The following is a 15,453-nucleotide window of genomic DNA, read 5'->3' as shown; positions in this document are numbered from 1 at the left end:
GAGACCCATGGATGACCGTTCGACCGACCCACCGCCTTTTTCCGCATAAACCCGTACCGGCGCTGCCGTCCGAAGGGCAGATCGGCGTGATCGCGCCCGCCGGCCCCGGTGCGCTGGACACGGAAAAGGCTGTGCAGTGGATGCGCGCCCGCGGGTATGTGCTGAAAGTGTTCCCCGGTGTCTACGAGAAGGACGGCTATCTGGCCGGCAGCGATGACGTACGCCTCAACGACCTGCATGCCGCGTTCGCCGATCCCGAAGTCGACGCGATCATCTGCCTGCGCGGCGGCTACGGTACGCCGCGCCTGCTGGACCGGATCGATTACGATCTGCTCAGCCGCCACGCCAAGCCGTTTGTCGGCTACAGCGACATCACCGCGCTGCATCTGGCGATCAGTCGCTACGCCGGGTTCGTGACCTTCCACGGCCCGCTGCTCAACGCCGATTTGCTGGGCGACAAGGAGCCGCCGACTGTCACTTCATTCTTCGCCATGCTGCGCGGTCAGTTGAAGGCGGGGAGTGTGTTGAGCCATCCGGTGGCTTATCCGTTGACCACGGTCGAACCGGGTATTGCGCACGGGCGTTTGCTCGGCGGCAATCTGGCGATGATCGCCGCAACGCTGGGCACACCGTATGAGATTGATGTCGAGGGCGTGATTCTGCTGATCGAGGACGTCAACGAGCCGCTGTACCGCATCGACCGTTTGCTCACGCAGATGCGTCTGGCCGGCAAGCTGGCCAGATTGCGCGGTGTGCTGGTGGGGGATGTCGCCGGGGTCGATGTCGAGGCGCTGAATCGCTTGCTCAAGCAGACGTTCGAGCCGTTACGGATTCCGGTGCTGTCGGGGTGGCGCAGCGGGCATTGTGATCCGAACCTGACGCTGCCGATGGGGGCGCTGGTTCGACTGGATGCGGGGAAGAAGGAATTGATGTTGGAACAGGATGTGGTGATCAAGACTGAAACGGTTATTGCCTGACAGTCAGTCTTCGCGAGCAGGCTCGCCCCCACATTGGAATACGGTCAACTGTGGGAGCGAGCCTGCTCGCGAAAGCGATACCCGCCATACGGCAGTGTTTCTATTGGGCGCGCAGGCTCTCAAGCAGCTTATGCGTCGGATACCCGTCCGCCGGCCAACCCAGCGCCTGCTGGGCACTGCGGATCGCCTTGCGTGTATTGGCGCCGATAATCCCGTCCGCCGTTCCCGCATCGTAGTTACGCACGCTCAGCAGGGTCTGCAATTCGATACGTTCGGTACGGCTCAATGGCAGATCGTCTTTCGGCCAGGTGCCGTTGATCAGGCCTGCGCCGTTGAAGCGCTCGGACAACAGGCTGACCGCCAGTGCGTAGGACGACGAGTTGTTGTACTTGAGGATCGCCCGGAAGTTATCGAGGATCAGGAACGCCGGGCCACGGTAACCGGCCGGCAGCAGCAGGGCGGCAGACAGTTGTTCCGAGCCGGCCGGGGCCTGACCGCCATTGGGCAGAATCACCCCCAGTTGACGCCATTCAGCGACGGTCTTGCGCATCGCGCCATCGGCCAAGGTGTAGTTGAAGCCGCTCGGCAGTTGCACTTCGAAGCCCCATGGCTGACCACGCTGCCAGCCGGAGCTTTGCAGGTAATGCGCTGTGGAGGCCAGGGCATCGGCCGGGCTGCCCCAGATGTCGCGGCGGCCGTCACCGTCGAAATCCACGGCGTGGGTGTTGAAGGTCGTCGGAATGAACTGGGTCTGGCCCATCGCGCCGGCCCACGAGCCGAGCATTTTCTCCGGAGTGATATCGCCCTGTTGCAGGATCTGCAGCGCCGCGATCAGTTGTGCATGAGCAAATGCGGGGCGACGGCCTTCGTAGGCCAGGGTCGCCAGCGAGTTGATCACCGATTTGGTGCCCTGGAACTGACCGAAGTTGCTTTCCATGCCCCATACCGACACCAGTGCCTGGCGATCCACGCCATAGCGCTGTTCGATGCTTTGCAGGATGTCGGCGTACTGACTGATCAGCGCCTGCCCCTTGCGCACTCGCAGCGGCGACAGGGCGCCATCGAGGTATTCCCATACCGGACGAGAGAACTCCGGCTGGCTGCGGTCGGCTTTGATCACACTGGCATCGAAGCTGACATTGGCAAACGCGCGGTCGAACAGATCGGCGCGGATCCCGGCTGCCAAGGCATCCTTGCGGAAACCCGCCTGCCATTCGGCAAAGGTCTGGGTTGGCTGTAAATCGAGAGGGTCAGCGGACGGCACTACCGGCGGGATGATTGCCGGGGCTGTTGCGACAGGGGCGGCTTGAAGGGGTTGCGCATCGGCGGCGGTAGGTTTTTCCGCGCAGGCGACAAGCAGAATGAAGCTGGAGGCAGCGATCAGTTGGCGAACGGGCCAACGACGGGAAAGACTGAAGGGCATGCACAGTTCCAGGGAATACGAATCAGGTGCAGACCTTAACATGACCAGGGGGTGCAGTGCTTCAGGCAGCCAGAAAGTAAGAAGCCTCCCAGCTATTAGACTGGAAGGCTTCGCGGCGGTAGCTGCCTTTACCCTTGGTTGGTCGTTCCTGGCGACTGCGGAACAGGGGTTGGGCGATGATGGATTTGGCCTTGTTCGGGCCATGTTTCGATGGCTTTTTGCTCATGAGGGTTCTCTCGAGTGAGTGGTTTTGCGGGGGAAATAATCTGCCGATGTTGGACGTCTGTCCAGTCCCTGATATGTAGGAATGTTCTGACGCTTTCGCGAGCAGGCTCGCTCCCACAGTTGGAAAGCACTTCAATGTGGGAGCGAGCCTGCTCGCGAAGGGTCGTTATACGGTATGACAGATTATTCGGCGGGAAGAGTCAGACGCTGGCCGGACATCAACAACGCCAACCGGCTCAGGCTCATCCACGGCGAACCGGCGGCCTGACCCTTGATCTGCGCATCGATGCGCTGGGCTTCGAGCAACAACTGCGCCCAGCGTTGCGCCGAGTAGCGTTGCAGGGCTTTGCTCATCAGCGGTTTGCGCTTGTCCCAGACCGGAGGTTTCGCCTGACTGAAGCACTTGTCCAGCGGCGTGCCCTGGCTGTACTGCAGCGAGATATTGGCCAGCAGGCGCAACTCCCGCGCCAGTGCCCAGAGAATAACCGGTGGCTCGACGCCTTCACCGCGCAGGCCTTCAAGCATGCGCAAGGCGTGGGCCGGTTCGCCGTTGAGCACGGCGTCGGTCAGGCCAAACACGTCGAAGCGCGCACTGTCGGCCACTGCGGCCTGCACGGTTTCGACGGTGATCTGCCCACCTTCGGCCATCAACTTGAGCTTTTCGATTTCCTGCGCGGCGGCGAGCAGGTTGCCCTCGACGCGTGCGGCGATCAGTTCGACCGCGTCCTGGCTGGCCGACAAACCGGCTTGCGACAGACGCTGGCGAATCCAGCTCGGCAACTGGTTGGCATCCACCGGCCAGATCTGGATGAACTGGGTCTGCTGGCCTTCGACCAGGGCCTTGCCCCACTTGGTTTTCTGCGCACTGCCGTCGAGCTTGGGCAAGCTGATCAGCAGCACCGTGTCTTCAGCGGGGCGCGAGCAGTATTCGATCAGCGCGGCAGCGCCCTTGTCACCGGGCTTGCCCGAAGGCAGGCGCAGTTCCAGTAGGCGTTTTTCGGCGAACAGCGACATGCTGGCGCCGGCCTGCAACAAGGTCCCCCAATCGAAATTGGCGTCGGCGGCGAACACCTGGCGTTCGTCGAAACCTTGCTGGCGGGCAGCACTGCGAATGGCGTCGGCGGCTTCCTGGCACAACAGCGGGTCATCGCCGCTGATGATATAGACGGGCGCGAGCGCGCCTTGCAGGTGTTTGCCGAGTTGAGCGGGAGCGAGCTTCATAAGAGAGGGCGAACGGGGCGCCTGAGCGCCCCGTACGTCTTACTGCTGCGGCAGTTCGAGCGGCGACTGACGCGGGGTTTCCGCTTCAGCTTTCTGTGCCGCCTTCAGCGCGTCGGCTTCAGCCCGGGCACGGTCGTTGGCCGCTTGCTGCAATTGCTGCAGTTGGCCCGGCGTCAGCTGTTGCAGGCGCAGCATCATGCGTTGAACCAGTTCGCGACGGGTTTCGCGACGGGCGTCGTTGGCTTCCTGATCGGAGCCGACGAGGTTGTTGCCGTCGTGGATGAACACTTTCTGCACTTCAAGCTTGTCGCTCAACAGGTTCAGATTGTGTTCGCCTACGATGTCGTAGTTCAGCACGGTGGTCACTTGGTACTCACCCGTACGACCGGCACCGGCGTAGCTGAGGATGCGCTGGTTTTCCTGTTCGTCAGCCAGATACAGCTTGTACGGTGCACCGCTGTAGACCTTGACGCCGCTGGACTCGAGCACCTGACGCAGCTGGGTGACGGTCTCGCCATACGCGTTACGGGCGCTCAGATCGAGCTCCTTGATCGACAGTTCGTTGGTGCCGGTGCCACGCAGCTGGAAACCGCAGGCGCTCAGCAGAACGGCGAGGCCCATCACCAGCAGATTGCGTTTGATCATTGTGTTGCTCCCCTTGAAACCATGTGGGCCGACCCTGCGGCCCGAAAGGTTTTACAGTGCGTCAGGCGAACCTGACGCCCAATCCAATTTAGCTGGCGACGATGTTAACCAGTTTCCCTGGTACAACGATCACTTTGCGAATGGTCAGACCGTCGACGAAACGCAGCACGTTTTCGTTTGCGCGGGCCGCCGCTTCAACTTCTTCGCGGGTGGCGCTGGCCGGCATTTCGATCTGGCCACGCAGCTTGCCGTTCACTTGAATGACCAGTTGCAGGCTGTCCTGCACCAGTGCGCTTTCATCGACCGCAGGCCAGCCGGCATCGATCACCGGGTCAGCGTGGCCCAGTTGATTCCACAGCTCATGGCTGATGTGCGGCGTGATCGGAGCCAGCAACAACGTCACGGCTTCCAGACCTTCGTGAATCAGCGCGCGGTCCTGTTCGGTGCCTTGCGCAGCTTTTTCCAGCACGTTCATCAGCGTCATCACCTGAGCGATGGCGGTGTTGAATTTGTGGTTCTGGCCGACGTCATGGCTGGCCTGTTTGATGGCCAGGTGGATGGCGCGGCGCACGGCTTTCTGCTCGTCGTTCAGGCCGGCGATGTCCAGCTTGCCCGGCAGGCCCTGAGTGACGTGGGCCTGCGCCAGGCGCCAGACGCGCTTGAGGAAACGGTGCGAGCCTTCAACGCCGGAGTCCGACCATTCGGCGCTCATGTCCGGCGGCGAAGCGAACATCATGAACAGGCGGCAGGTGTCGGCGCCGAACTGATCGATCATCGACTGTGGGTCGACGCCGTTGTTCTTCGACTTGGCCATTTTCTCGGTGCCACCGATTTCCACCGGCAAGCCGTCGGATTTCAATTTGGCGCTGATGACCTTGGCCTTGCTGTCACGCTCGAGTTCCACGTCCGCCGGGTTGAACCAGGTGTAGGCACCGTTGGCTTCGCGACGATAGTAAGTCTCGGCGATCACCATGCCCTGGGTCAGCAGGTTCTTGAACGGCTCGTTGGAGCTGACCAGACCTTCGTCACGCATCAGCTTGTGGAAGAAACGCGCGTACAGCAGGTGAAGAATGGCGTGTTCGATGCCACCGATGTACTGATCCACCGGCAACCAGTGGTCGGCCGCGGATTTTTCCACCAGGCCACCTTCGAAGTGCGGCGAGGCGTAACGGGCGTAGTACCAGGAGGACTCGACGAAGGTGTCCATGGTGTCGGTTTCACGCTTGGCAGGCTGGCCGCATTTCGGGCAGTTGCACTCGTAGAATTCCGGCATGCGCGCCAGCGGCGAACCGGCGCCGTCCGGCACCACGTCTTCCGGCAGCACCACCGGCAACTGGTCTTCCGGCACCGGCACGTCACCGCAGGTGGCGCAGTGGATGATCGGGATCGGGCAACCCCAGTAGCGCTGACGGCTGATGCCCCAGTCGCGCAGGCGGAACTGAGTGCGCGAGGCACCGAGGTTTTTCTTGATCAGGGCGACTTCCATGGCGTCGAACGCGCCGGTGAAGTCCAGGCCGTCGAACTCGCCGGAGTTGATCAGCGTGCCGTGCTCGCCGTAGGCGTCTTGCCACGGAGCCGGGTTGGTGTCGCCGGAGCTGGTGCGCACCACCGATTTCACCGGCAGGTTGTACTTGTGGGCGAATTCGAAATCGCGCTCGTCGTGCGCCGGAACTGCCATCACGGCGCCGTCGCCGTAGTGCATCAGCACGTAGTTGGCGACCCAGACCGGAAGTTTTTCACCGGTCAGCGGGTGCTCGACGAACAGGCCGGTCGGCAGGCCTTTTTTCTCTTGAGTGGCGACGTCGGCTTCAGCCACGCTGCCGCCCTTGCATTCGGCGATGAAGGCTTGCAGCTCTGGGTTGTTCTGCGCTGCCTGGGTGGCCAGCGGGTGCTCGGCTGCCACGGCAACGTAGGTCGCGCCCATCAGGGTGTCCGGACGGGTGGTGAAGACCTTGAGGGTGCCTGCTTCGCCGATCGAGTCGACGTTGTACGGGAACTGCACTTCCATGCCGCGGGATTTGCCGATCCAGTTGCGCTGCATGGTCTTGACCTGTTCCGGCCAGCCAGTCAGTTCGTCGAGGCTCTCCAGCAGCTCATCCGCGTAAGCGGTGATCTTGAAGTAGTACATCGGGATTTCGCGCTTTTCGATCAGCGCGCCGGAGCGCCAGCCGCGACCATCGATCACCTGTTCGTTGGCCAGCACGGTCTGGTCGACCGGGTCCCAGTTCACGGTGCCGTTCTTGCGGTAGATCACGCCTTTTTCGAACAGGCGGGTGAACAGCCATTGTTCCCAGCGGTAGTAATCCGGCTTGCAGGTGGTCACTTCACGGGACCAGTCCACCGCCAGGCCCAGGCTGCGCAGCTGGGACTTCATGTAGGCGATGTTTTCGTAGGTCCACTTGGCGGGCGCCACATTGTTCTTCATCGCGGCGTTTTCCGCCGGCATGCCGAAGGCGTCCCAACCCATCGGTTGCAGAACGTTCTTGCCTTGCATGCGCTGGTAGCGGGAGATCACGTCGCCGATGGTGTAGTTGCGCACGTGCCCCATGTGTAGCTTGCCGCTGGGGTAAGGGAACATCGACAGGCAGTAGTAGGTTTCCTTGCCTGGCTGTTCACTGACTTCAAAGGACTTTTGCTCGTCCCAGAACGACTGGGCGGCGGCTTCGATTTCACGGGGCTGATATTGTTCGTGCATGGCTACTTTTGTACTGGATAGGGGTGGCCTAATCCTCTTCAACGCGCCCTCCGGGGGATGCTCCGGACAGGCTGGAAGTGGAATGACAGGAAGCGCCGTAGCATACATGACCGCGCTTGGCCTAGGGAAACCCTGATTACAGCTGTCTGGCCCCGGAAAACCGTGGCGAGGGCCGTTGGTCGCGGCGTTCAGCCGGTTTGTGCAGCGAAGCTAAGCTCTTATTGGGGAGTGAGTCTTATCTTCAATGAGGTGAGGGATGGTGGAGCAACGGCAAAAAAACGTGACGAAACCCGAGTTGTATGAACGGTTGATGGATCGTCTGGGCATGGCGCTCGACGCTGCAAAAACCGCTGGCCGGCTGCGCGATGAGCGCCCCGTGGAACTGGAATTGCGTGGCTTGAGCCCCGCCGAGTTCAAACTGGTCAAGGCCTATCTGGATCGCAGTGAGCGTGAATCGCATGGATACCTGTCGCAGGCAGTGAAACAGCTCGATGCAGCACATTCAGCCAAGGTCATCTGGCTCAAGGACAAGGCGCCCGGCAGAGACACCGTAAAGGTTCGTTCTGTGCAGGCCAAGTAATCGCATGGCAGGTCAAGTAACGGATCTTTTCCAACAGGATCCTACCTATCGGTTGTAACGTTTCATTAACACTCTTAGGCTTCGGGCATCTCTGGAGATGCCCCGATGCCTTTGCGTTACTTCATCAAACAACTTCTATTGCCGCCCGGCATTCTTTTGCTGCTGTTGCTGGTCGCCTGGTGGCTGCGCCGCTCCCGGCCACGGCTGGCCGGCCTGTGTTTTGCCCTTGGCCTGGGTGGTTTCTGGCTGATGAGCCTGCCGGTGGTGGTGCAGTGGGGCGCCAAGGCGCTGGAGCGTGAGCCGCCGCTGCCCCGTGACGCGTGGTCGATGTTGGCGCAGCGCGCCGATGCCATCGTGGTGCTGGGTTCCGGGCGCGAGCGCGGCGATCTGGCCTGGGGCGAGGACCAGCCAACCGGCGTGGGGCTGGAGCGTCAGCGCTATGCGGCGCGACTGGCCAAGGCCTCCGGGCTGCCGATTCTGACCAGCGGTGGCTTGCATTACGGCACGCCGCCGACGGAAGCGAAGCTGATGGCCGATTCGCTGCTCGATGATTTCGGCGTGACCACGCGTTGGCAGGAAGGCGAGAGCCGTACCACCTGGGAAAACGCCAAGTTCAGCGCCGACATTTTGTTGCCGCAAGGCATCAAGCGCATTGTGGTAGTCACGCAGGCCTGGCACATGCCGCGCGCCGTGTGGTGTTTTCAGCAGGCGGGATTCGAAGTGGTGCCGGCGCCCGTAGGGTTTCTGGGAACCGATAATGCACGACCGTTTGGTGGCTGGCTGCCGGAGTTCAAGTCGATCTGGCAGAGCGGACAGTTGCTGAATGAGGCGGTGGGGCAGGTGGGGTATTCGCTGTTTTACCGCTGAAGATCAAAAGATCGCAGCCTGCGGCAGCTCCTACATGGGGATTCGTGTTTTCCCTGTAGGAGCTGCCGCAGGCTGCGATCTTTGCTTTTATAGGGTTTTCGACATCCGGCTCGCCATCAGCGCCCAGCCAAACAGCAGCACACAGACAATGATCAGCGGCCATGAGCGCCATTGCAGGTACGGCGTCAGGTTGTGCATCGGCACCACTTCGCCATACAGAATGCCCTGCTCGAACTGCGGGATCTGCTCGGTGATCTGCCCGAACGGGTTGATCAGCCCGGTCACGCCGTTGTTCGTAGCACGGATCATCCAGCGGCCTGCCTCAAGTGCGCGCATTTGCGCCATTTGCAGGTGTTGCAGCGGGCCGATCGAGGTGCCGAACCAGGTGTCGTTGCTGATCGTCAGCAGCAGATCGCTGCGTGCCGACAGCCCAGCGGCGAATTCCGGGTACACCACTTCGTAGCAGATGAACGGCGCGATCTGATAACCCTTGGCCTGCAGCAACGGCTGATCCGCCGGCCCGCGAGCGAAGTCGGACATTGGCAAATCAAAGAACGCAATCAACCCGCGCAGCAGATCCTGCAACGGTACGTATTCACCGAACGGCACCAGTTTCTGCTTGAGGTAAGTGCCATCGCCTTCGCCGACCACGGTGATGCCGTTGAAGAAGCGTTTTTCGTGACGAACCGTCTCGCGGATCGGCACGCCGGTGATCAGCGCCGATTTACGCTCGGCGGCGAAGTTGCCCATCATGTTCAAGTAGCCCTCGGCGGACTCCTTGAGCACCGGTACCGCGGTTTCCGGCCAGATCAGCAGGTCCACCGGCTTCGAGCGAAAACTCAGGTCGCGATACAGCGCCAGTTGCGCGTTAAGCTGCGCCGGATCCCATTTCATGCTTTGTTCGACGTTGCCCTGAATCGCAGCGACGCTCAGTGCCGGGCCAGACGGACTGGTCCAGGCGTGGCCCTTGAGCGCAATACCCGCCACCCATGGCCCGACCAGCAACAGCAAACCGGCCGCGATAAAGCCTTTACGACCGGTTTGCAGCAGACGCGGTGCGTTGTAGATCAGCGCCGCAGTCAGCGCCAGAACGAACGACACCAACCACATGCCGCCCACCGGCGCGAGCCCGGCCAATGGGCCGTCGAGCTGGCTGTAGCCGGAGTAGAGCCACGGAAAACCAGTGAGGAACCAGCCACGAAACGCTTCCTGCCCGACCCACAGCGCGGCAAACGCCAGCGCATCGGCCAGCGGTGCTTCATTGCGGCGCAACCAGCGCGCCCAGACCCAGGCGGGCAGGGCGAAGAAAAACGCGATCGCTGCGGTGAACAGCAGCATCAGGAACCCGGCCAGCAGCACCGACGCGCCACCGAAATGGTGGATGCTGTAGTAAATCCAGCTGGTACCGGCGCCGAACAGGCCGAAACCGAAACACCAGCCACGGCCCAGCGCCTGACGCGGTTTCAGCTCGCGCAGGCCGGCGTAGAACAGCCCAACCGCGAGCAAAGCCAGCGGCCAGATGTTGAACGGGGCGAGGGCGAAGGTGGTGATTGCACCGGCCGCCACGGCCAGCAGGTTACCGGGCCAGCCGGGGCGGGTTGTCCAGCGCATTTCAGTCCTTAGATTTAACGAGCGATTGGCGTCAGTCGCAGCAAATGAATCCGACGGCTGTCGGCGTTCAGGATGCGGAAACGATAGGCGCCGATTTCAGTGATTTCGTTGCGTTTTGGCAAGTGCCCGAACGCGCTCATCACCAAGCCGCCGACGGTGTCGAATTCGTCGTCGGAGAATTCGCTGTCGAAGAACTCGTTGAAGTTCTCGATCGGCGTCAGGGCCTTGATCAGGAAGTCACCGCTGGGCAGCGGCTTGATGTAGCTGTCTTCTTCGACGTCGTGCTCGTCTTCGATGTCGCCGACGATCTGTTCCAGCACGTCTTCAATCGTCACCAGGCCGGCGACGCCGCCGTATTCGTCGATGACGATGGCCATGTGGTTGTGGTTGGCGCGGAATTCACGCAGCAACACGTTCAGACGCTTGGACTCGGGCACGAAGGTGGCCGGGCGCAGCAGGTCCTTGATGTTGAAGCTGTCGCCGTTCTCCTTGAGGATCAGCGGCAGCAGATCCTTGGCCAGCAGCACGCCCATCACGTCGTCGTGGCTTTCGCCGATGACCGGATAGCGCGAGTGGGCCGAGTCGACCACGGCCGGGAGGAATTCACGGGGTGTCTGGTTCGCCTTGATGCTGATCATCTGCGAGCGCGGCACCATGATGTCGCGGACTTGCAGGTCAGCCACCTGAATGGCGCCTTCGACGATGGCCAGCGCTTCGCTGTCCAGCAGTTTGTTCTGATGTGCATCACGCAGCAGCTCAAGCAGCTCCTGACGGTTCTTCGGCTCGTGGGCAAAAGCCTGGGTCAGTTTACCCAGCCATGACTTCTGCCCGTTGCTCGATCGATCTTCGCTCATAGCGATTACTCTGAATCCTTTGTTGTAACGATAGGGGATGTATCGGCTTCGTCGTCCGCGTACGGATCGGGATAGCCCAGTTCGGCAAGCAACTCGCGTTCCAGTGCTTCCATTTCTTCGGCTTCGTCGTCATCTATATGGTCGTAACCGAGCAGATGCAAGCAGCCGTGAATGACTAGATGTGCCCAATGGGCCTGGAGTTCCTTGCCTTGCTCGGCAGCTTCGCGCTCGACCACGGCCACGCAGATCACCAGATCGCCGAGCAGCGGGATGTCGAGAAACTCGTCAGGGACTTCGGCCGGGAACGACAGGACGTTGGTCGCGTAATCCTTATGGCGCCAGGTGTGATTGAGCTCACGACCTTCTTCCTCGTCGACCAGACGAATGGTCATTTCCGAGTCGGCGCTGCGCTGGCGCAGGGCCAGTTCGCACCATTTGCGGAAGTCGGCTTCACTCGGGGCGTTCGCTTCGGTAGCGATTTGCAGATCCAGCTCAAGCATCGCGCGAGGTTTCCCTGGCGGCTTCGGCACGGGTCTCGAAGCGCTCGTAGGCCTCGACGATCCGCTGCACCAATGGATGGCGCACGACGTCTTTAGGCTGGAAGTGGGTGAAACTGATGCCCGGGACATCCTTGAGTACTTCGATCACATGATGCAGCCCGGACTTGGTGCCGCGCGGCAGGTCGACCTGGGTGATGTCGCCGGTGATGACCGCGGTGGAGCCAAAGCCGATCCGGGTCAGGAACATTTTCATCTGCTCGACGGTGGTGTTCTGGCTTTCGTCGAGAATGATGAAGCTGTTGTTCAGCGTACGACCGCGCATGTAGGCCAGCGGCGCGACTTCGATCACCTGGCGCTCGATCAGCTTGGCCACATATTCGAAGCCGAGCATTTCGTAGAGGGCGTCGTACAGCGGGCGCAGGTACGGGTCGATCTTCTGGCTCAGGTCGCCGGGCAGGAAGCCGAGTTTTTCACCCGCTTCAACCGCCGGACGTACCAGCAGGATGCGGCGGATCTGCTCGCGCTCCAGGGCATCGACGGCGCAAGCCACGGCCAGATAGGTCTTGCCGGTACCGGCCGGACCAATGCCGAAGTTGATGTCGTTGCCGAGGATTTCCTTCACGTAGCGCAGCTGATTCAAGCCGCGTGGGCGAATCATGCCTTTCTTGGTGCGCAGGGCGACGGAGGCTTCGGCGGGGGCGTGGTTGTCCAGTTCGACCACGGCCGATTCCTGGAGGAACAGGTGCACCATGTCTGGCGACAGCTCGGTACCCTTGGTTTCGCGGTACAGGCGGCGCAGCAGGTTTTCCGCAGACGTGGTGTGCTTGGGGTCGCCGATCAGCTCGAACTGGTTTCCGCGATTGCGGATCTCGATGGCCAGGCGCTGTTCGATCAAGCGCAGATGCTCGTCGAATTGCCCGCACAGATTGGCGAAGCGGCGAGCCTCAAAGGGCTCGAGGATAAAACGATGTGGTTCTATGGGTGCGTTCAAGGTCGTATTTAGCCGCCCTGGGGCAATTAAGATGAAATCAAGGATAACGCCAGTGGCGTGGGTGCGAAAGCTCTTATATGAACTCGCCCGATTCATGCCCCTGGCGCTGTACCTGTGGGAGCGAGCCTGCTCGCGAAGGCGGCGACACATTCAACATTGAGGTGTCTGACAGACCGCTTTCGCGAGCAGGCTCGCTCCCACAGGGATATGCGGTGTTATTGAATCAACGAGCCGCGCAGCGAGTGCGGTTGCGCCGCGTCGATGTGCACGTCGGCGAACTGGCCGATCAGGGTCGGATTATCGCAGCGGAAGTTGACGATACGATTATTCTCGGTACGCCCTTGCAGCTCGCCCGGGTCTTTCTTCGAGTAGTCGGTGACCAGAATGCGCTGGATCGAACCGACCATTTGTCGGCTGATCTCGAACCCTTGCTGATTCAAACGATGCTGCAAGGCGTTCAGGCGTTCTTTCTTCAGCTCTTCCGGGGTGTCGTCGGCCAGATCGGCCGCCGGGGTGCCCGGGCGCTGGCTATAGACGAACGAGTAGGAGAAGTCGAAACCGACGTCGGCAATCAGCTTCATGGTCTGTTCGAAGTCTTTCTCGGTCTCGCCAGGGAAGCCGACGATGAAGTCCGAACTGATGCAGATGCCCGGCACGGCAGCGCGCAGTTTACGCAGCTTGGATTTGTACTCCAGCGCGGTGTGGTTGCGCTTCATCGCCGCGAGGATCCGGTCGGAACCCGACTGCACCGGCAAGTGCAGGTGTTTGACCAGCTCCGGCACTTCGGCGTGGGCCTGGATCAGGCTGTCGGAGAACTCCAGCGGGTGCGAAGTGGTGTAGCGGATGCGGTCGATGCCGTCGACAGCGGCGACCACGCGGATCAGCTCGGCCAGATCGGCCAGACGCCCTTCGTGGGTCAGGCCGCGATAGCCGTTGACGTTCTGCCCGAGCAAGGTGACTTCACGCACGCCGTTCTCGGCGAGGTGGATGATCTCGGCGATCACGTCATCGAACGGCCGGCTGACTTCTTCGCCACGGGTGTAGGGCACCACGCAGAACGTGCAGTATTTGCTGCAGCCTTCCATCACCGACACGTAAGCGCTCGGGCCGTCGATGCGCGGCTCGGGCAGGTGGTCGAATTTTTCGATTTCCGGGAACGAGACGTCGACTTGCGGCAACTTGCTGCTGCGTGCGGCGTCGATCATTTCCGGCAGACGGTGCAGGGTCTGCGGGCCGAAGACCACGTCGACATACGGGGCGCGATCACGGATCGCCGCACCTTCCTGGCTGGCGACGCAACCACCGACGGCGATCACCATGTCCGGGTTGGCCAGTTTCAGTTCGCGCCAGCGGCCGAGCTGCGAGTACACCCGATCCTGAGCACGTTCGCGGATCGAGCAGGTGTTGAGCAGAATCACGTCGGCGTCTTCGGCACGGGCGGTGACTTCCAGGGCCTGATGTTCGCCCAGCAGATCGACCATGCGCGAGCTGTCGTACTCGTTCATCTGGCAACCGTGGGTTTCGATGTAAAGCTTCTTGGCCATGGAGTAAGGTCGTCACCTGATTCAAAGAACCGCGCATTATAGGGAACAAGCCCTCAGGTTCCTACCGCTGTGCGTCCGGTGGCTATGCTATAGTTTGCGCCCTCATTTTTATCCCCGATGTTATCCCCCCGCCATGACCAAACGCGAAGCTCCAATCTATAAGGTGATTTTCCTCAACCAGGGCCAGGTGTTCGAAATGTACGCCAAGCAGATCTATCAAAGTGATCTGTGGGGTTTTCTGGAAGTGGAAGAGTTCGTCTTTGGCGAGCGCACGCAAGTGGTGGTCGATCCGAGCGAAGAGAAGCTCAAGGCGCAGTTCGAAGGCGTGGTGCGCAGCTTCGTGCCGATGCATTCGATCGTGCGCATCGACGAGGTGGAACGTCTGGGCACCCCGAAAATCAGCGAAGCCCGTGGCGCGGTCGGCAATGTGATGCCGTTTCCGATGCCGATGCCTGAGAAGTAAGCCCGGATCTGGATTTGAAATGATTTGTGGCGAGGGGATTTATCCCCGATCGACTGCGAAGCAGGCGCAAGTCCATTCAGCAAGGTATGTCAGAAGGAGCTTGATTGCAGGGTTTTGGGGCTGCTTCGCAACCCATCGGGGATAAATCCCCTCGCCACAAAAGCGCTTATGGCAATGGCGAGAACGGCGTACGCCCATCGGCGCTCTGCAGTTCCATCAGGTATTTACGGAAAATTTGCCCGAGCACCTGGGTCGCGGTTTCGAGGTCTTCGCGGGACATTTTTTCGGAGACTTCGTCGGCGGTGTCCAGCGCATCTTCGGCGCCGTTGACCGCGGCCATCTTCAGCACGATGTACGCCTGAATGTTGTTGGCCTGCACGCCTTCGCCGTGGAAGAACATGGTGCCAAGCTTGAACTGCGCCTGAGCGTGGCCTTGCAGCGAGGCTTTTTCGAAATAGCTCAGGGCTTGATTGAGATCGCGTGGCGCATTCTTGCCGTCGTAGTAGAACTCACCCAACTCGTATTGCGCTTGCGCATCCCCTTCGTCCGCCGCTTTCTGACAGGCGGCCAGTGCCTGCGTGACGTCTTGCGGCTGAGTGTTGAGGGTGCAACGACCCATCGCCGGGATCAACAACGAGTTGCCGCCTGCTTGTGCATGCGCGAGCAGGGGCTGAAGGAGCAACAGGCAGCCCAAGGCAAGGGTGCGGCCGGTGCGGTTCATGGGAATCGACTTACCTCTGAAGGGCACGCGGACCCATCGAGGGATCCAATAAGCGCGCATTATGAAATAAGCAGGGCCAACCTTACAAAGTCTTTACTCGTTTTTCTGCTGCGCGGGGAATATATCGGCCACTTTC

Annotated in this window: 15 protein-coding genes; 4 read left to right on the top strand and 11 right to left on the bottom strand. The window is 61.0% G+C overall.

The annotated features are described in order from the left end of the window. Positions 1–11 precede the first annotated feature (11 nt). Positions 12–977: a S66 peptidase family protein gene (locus tag QRN61_RS13230; RefSeq protein ID WP_285373981.1), complete on the top strand. Its 966-nt coding sequence runs from the start codon at positions 12–14 to the stop codon at positions 975–977. Between the two features lie 100 nt (positions 978–1,077). Here the strand turns inward: QRN61_RS13230 and QRN61_RS13225 are convergent, their stop codons facing one another. The 5 genes from QRN61_RS13225 to leuS form a co-directional block, all read right to left on the bottom strand. After that, the gene (locus QRN61_RS13225; RefSeq protein WP_285373980.1) at positions 1,078–2,400 is read right to left on the bottom strand and encodes a lytic murein transglycosylase; all 1,323 of its coding nucleotides are present in this window, start codon (positions 2,398–2,400) and stop codon (positions 1,078–1,080) included. 61 nt (positions 2,401–2,461) lie between these two features. After that, on the bottom strand, positions 2,462–2,626 hold the full coding sequence (arfA, locus tag QRN61_RS13220; protein ID WP_027612891.1) for an alternative ribosome rescue factor ArfA: 165 nt from the start codon (positions 2,624–2,626) through the stop codon (positions 2,462–2,464). A gap of 182 nt (positions 2,627–2,808) precedes the next feature. Beyond that, on the bottom strand, positions 2,809–3,846 hold the full coding sequence (gene holA, locus QRN61_RS13215) for a DNA polymerase III subunit delta (protein WP_097089332.1): 1,038 nt from the start codon (positions 3,844–3,846) through the stop codon (positions 2,809–2,811). Between the two features lie 39 nt (positions 3,847–3,885). Then, positions 3,886–4,491: an LPS-assembly lipoprotein LptE gene (locus QRN61_RS13210; RefSeq protein ID WP_007960576.1), complete on the bottom strand. Its 606-nt coding sequence runs from the start codon at positions 4,489–4,491 to the stop codon at positions 3,886–3,888. A gap of 88 nt (positions 4,492–4,579) precedes the next feature. Beyond that, positions 4,580–7,186 carry a leucine--tRNA ligase gene (gene leuS, locus QRN61_RS13205; RefSeq protein ID WP_097089330.1) on the bottom strand — a complete coding sequence of 869 codons (2,607 nt, stop codon included), beginning with the start codon at positions 7,184–7,186 and terminating at the stop codon, positions 4,580–4,582. 256 nt (positions 7,187–7,442) lie between these two features. Here leuS and QRN61_RS13200 point away from each other — a divergent pair, with 256 nt between their 5' ends. Together QRN61_RS13200 and QRN61_RS13195 are read left to right on the top strand one after the other, a co-directional pair. Further along, on the top strand, positions 7,443–7,766 hold the full coding sequence (locus QRN61_RS13200) for a hypothetical protein (protein WP_096796296.1): 324 nt from the start codon (positions 7,443–7,445) through the stop codon (positions 7,764–7,766). Positions 7,767–7,871: 105 nt separating this feature from the next. After that, entirely contained in the window at positions 7,872–8,633 is a 762-nt protein-coding gene (locus QRN61_RS13195) for a YdcF family protein (RefSeq protein ID WP_285373975.1), read from the top strand. An 87-nt stretch (positions 8,634–8,720) separates the two neighbouring features. Here QRN61_RS13195 and lnt read toward each other — a convergent pair whose 3' ends face one another. The 5 genes from lnt to miaB all read right to left on the bottom strand — a co-directional run bounded on the left by lnt (position 8,721) and on the right by miaB (position 14,133). Continuing rightward, positions 8,721–10,244 (bottom strand): apolipoprotein N-acyltransferase, encoded by a 1,524-nt coding sequence (gene lnt / locus QRN61_RS13190; protein WP_096795276.1) that lies wholly within the window; start codon positions 10,242–10,244, stop codon positions 8,721–8,723. A gap of 14 nt (positions 10,245–10,258) precedes the next feature. Then, a complete protein-coding gene (locus tag QRN61_RS13185) occupies positions 10,259–11,098 on the bottom strand; it encodes a CorC family transporter (RefSeq protein WP_027612886.1) in 840 nt (279 codons plus the stop codon). A 5-nt stretch (positions 11,099–11,103) separates the two neighbouring features. After that, positions 11,104–11,598, bottom strand: a complete 495-nt coding sequence (gene ybeY, locus QRN61_RS13180) for an rRNA maturation RNase YbeY (protein ID WP_027612885.1) — start codon at positions 11,596–11,598, stop codon at positions 11,104–11,106. After that, positions 11,591–12,589 carry a PhoH family protein gene (locus tag QRN61_RS13175; protein WP_007960560.1) on the bottom strand — a complete coding sequence of 333 codons (999 nt, stop codon included), beginning with the start codon at positions 12,587–12,589 and terminating at the stop codon, positions 11,591–11,593. Before QRN61_RS13175 ends, ybeY begins: the two co-directional genes overlap by 8 nt. A 215-nt stretch (positions 12,590–12,804) precedes the next feature. Beyond that, the gene (miaB, locus tag QRN61_RS13170) at positions 12,805–14,133 is read right to left on the bottom strand and encodes a tRNA (N6-isopentenyl adenosine(37)-C2)-methylthiotransferase MiaB (protein ID WP_027612883.1); all 1,329 of its coding nucleotides are present in this window, start codon (positions 14,131–14,133) and stop codon (positions 12,805–12,807) included. Positions 14,134–14,266: 133 nt separating this feature from the next. Here miaB and QRN61_RS13165 point away from each other — a divergent pair, with 133 nt between their 5' ends. Continuing rightward, positions 14,267–14,596, top strand: coding sequence for a DUF1820 family protein (locus QRN61_RS13165; RefSeq protein ID WP_003185742.1), 330 nt, complete (start codon positions 14,267–14,269; stop codon positions 14,594–14,596). 166 nt (positions 14,597–14,762) lie between these two features. Here the strand turns inward: QRN61_RS13165 and QRN61_RS13160 are convergent, their stop codons facing one another. Continuing rightward, positions 14,763–15,317, bottom strand: coding sequence for a tetratricopeptide repeat protein (locus QRN61_RS13160; protein ID WP_003228518.1), 555 nt, complete (start codon positions 15,315–15,317; stop codon positions 14,763–14,765). Between the last annotated feature and the right edge of the window lie 136 nt (positions 15,318–15,453).

Source organism: Pseudomonas sp. lyk4-TYG-107 (assembly GCF_030209055.1).
Taxonomy (GTDB): Bacteria; Pseudomonadota; Gammaproteobacteria; order Pseudomonadales; family Pseudomonadaceae; genus Aquipseudomonas; species Aquipseudomonas putida_A.
Note: the sequence above shows the minus strand (reverse complement) of the source record. Positions and strands in the feature narration are given on the sequence as shown.